The organism is Planktothrix sp. FACHB-1355 (assembly GCF_014748295.1).
Classification (GTDB): Bacteria; Cyanobacteriota; Cyanobacteriia; order Cyanobacteriales; family Aerosakkonemataceae; genus Aerosakkonema; species Aerosakkonema funiforme_A.
Map to the genome: position 1 here is coordinate 1 of NZ_JACJUP010001275.1, position 1,851 is coordinate 1,851.

The 1,851-nt window shown below is 40.6% G+C and carries 4 protein-coding genes; 3 read left to right on the forward strand and 1 reads right to left on the reverse strand.

Annotated features, from left to right (window positions below):
* Positions 1–130: 130 nt before the first annotated feature.
* The 3 genes from H6S82_RS31550 (at position 131) to H6S82_RS31555 (ending at position 1,056) form a co-directional block, all read left to right on the forward strand.
* Positions 131–319, forward strand: a complete 189-nt coding sequence (locus H6S82_RS31550) for a CPXCG motif-containing cysteine-rich protein (protein WP_190473409.1) — start codon at positions 131–133, stop codon at positions 317–319.
* A 55-nt stretch (positions 320–374) separates the two neighbouring features.
* Positions 375–503 carry a hypothetical protein gene (locus tag H6S82_RS34250; RefSeq protein ID WP_255512300.1) on the forward strand — a complete coding sequence of 43 codons (129 nt, stop codon included), beginning with the start codon at positions 375–377 and terminating at the stop codon, positions 501–503.
* A gap of 97 nt (positions 504–600) precedes the next feature.
* Complete coding sequence (locus H6S82_RS31555; protein ID WP_190473407.1) at positions 601–1,056, forward strand: hypothetical protein; 456 nt, start codon at positions 601–603, stop codon at positions 1,054–1,056.
* 102 nt (positions 1,057–1,158) lie between these two features.
* On the opposite strand, the gene H6S82_RS31560 is transcribed toward H6S82_RS31555, so the two are convergent.
* Complete coding sequence (locus H6S82_RS31560; protein ID WP_242057191.1) at positions 1,159–1,770, reverse strand: hypothetical protein; 612 nt, start codon at positions 1,768–1,770, stop codon at positions 1,159–1,161.
* Positions 1,771–1,851 lie beyond the last annotated feature (81 nt).

The following is a 1,851-nucleotide window of genomic DNA, read 5'->3' on the forward strand; positions in this document are numbered from 1 at the left end:
GTAACTAAACGAGAATGCGAGCAAAAAAAGAGCTAGGTGATGGTGGTTAATTATGAAGCGAAGAGCGAAATTTTTCTATTTGTTCACCTAGCTTTTTTTGATTGGTAAATTTTAGAGCGCTTTTTTTAAGATGGAAACAACAGCTGAATACTATTGTGCTTATTGTGGCGAAAACAATCTGACTTTTGTTGACTTGAGTGTCGGCGCTCAACAGTCCTATGTTGAGGATTGCCAAGTTTGCTGTCACCCTAATATTTTGTACGTGCGGGTGGATGAAGATACTCTTGATGTGGAGATTGACAGCGAATACGAAGGATAGGATGCGATCGCTGAATTTTTGACTGCTTTTAATTTGGCTGTATTCGCTCTTGGGGATGTATCAATCTAGACTCTGCGATCGCGTATCGGACAACGAGCGATCGCATAATCATCAATATACCAAACTCGATCGAGAAGCTACTAATATTAAGAATGATAACGAGTTTGAAAGTATGTTGCTCTAGAGCTTACATATAAAATTAAAAAAATCTAAAATTTAACAGCAAATATACAAGTGTAGATGTATACTAAAATTTAAGTGCAATTACGGAATTTGCTAAAATGAAATGGAATAGCCAACAAGTCTTAAAGTTAGCATTGGTTGCGGTTAGTACATCTTTATTCGTAACACCCAACCTAAAAGCTATAGCTACAAACGTCGTATCCACAATACAGGAAAGGACAACAGCTGACCGACCATTTTTAATTGCACAACAAAGTCGCACGCGACGACTTCAGTTTGCGCGAGGTAGAAACTCAACGACTGTAAAAGATGCCGTAGTTCGAGGTACTACAGATACTTATCTGCTTGGGGCTCGTGCAGGTCAGACAATGAATGTTAGCATCTCATCTGTGGAAGCAAACGTTGTTTTTGATGTTGTCGCTCCTAATGGCACAAAGCTTACAGAAGAAGCGACTAGCTTTAGCGGCGAATTACCTGCAACGGGGGATTACCGGGTTGTCATTGGTACAACGCGAGGGAATGGAAGTTACACGTTGCAAGTTTCGATTAAATGAAGTAAGGAAGCCAGAAACCGGGTTTCTTCGTCGATATCTAGTTGAGAAAGCAACGATTTTTTTAAGAAACCCGGTTTCTTTGCGTAAGTCCTAACTAATTAATCAAAGTGCAGCTGCGAGTTCTTGTAACTGCTGATATCCATTGTGGAAAACTGACCAGCCATCTCCTATCAGCACAGTTTCGATTTTGCTGAAGTCAGCCAATTTACGCACTGACGCCACAGCTTCTGCGCGGTTTTTGAGTTTGGCATCGGGTAAAATCATTAAGCTACCTGCTTTGTGTGCGCGGATTAAGTCTCCGGTAATTAAAGTTGTTTCTTCTAAAATTAAAGCTAATTCACCCGGAGTTTTCGATCCTTGCATTTCAATAACTTTCAATCCCGGTACTAATTCTTCACCGTCAGATAGCCAGCGATCTACGGGAATAGGAAAAGTTTCTTGTTCCGCTGATGGCGCTGCTATTTTTGCACCAGTGAGTTGTGCGATATCTTTGCTATCGCGGATATGATCGGAATTGGTGATAATTATCCAAGCTGCGCCACCCAAAGAGTTGAGATGTTCTCGGTCATGATTGGATAAAGGTAAGGCATCTATAAGGATGTTACCTTCAGGACGAATCCACGCAACGCTGTTGAAATCGACATTGCGATCGCTATCGAAAGATGACCACGCATATAAGTCAGGACGATGGAGTGATTTCATGGGAATTGCCAAAGTAATTGCTTATTTATTTGACAATACCACTCTCACTGTTTTCAAGTATTAAATTTTTGACTCTTTCAATTTAAACTCATC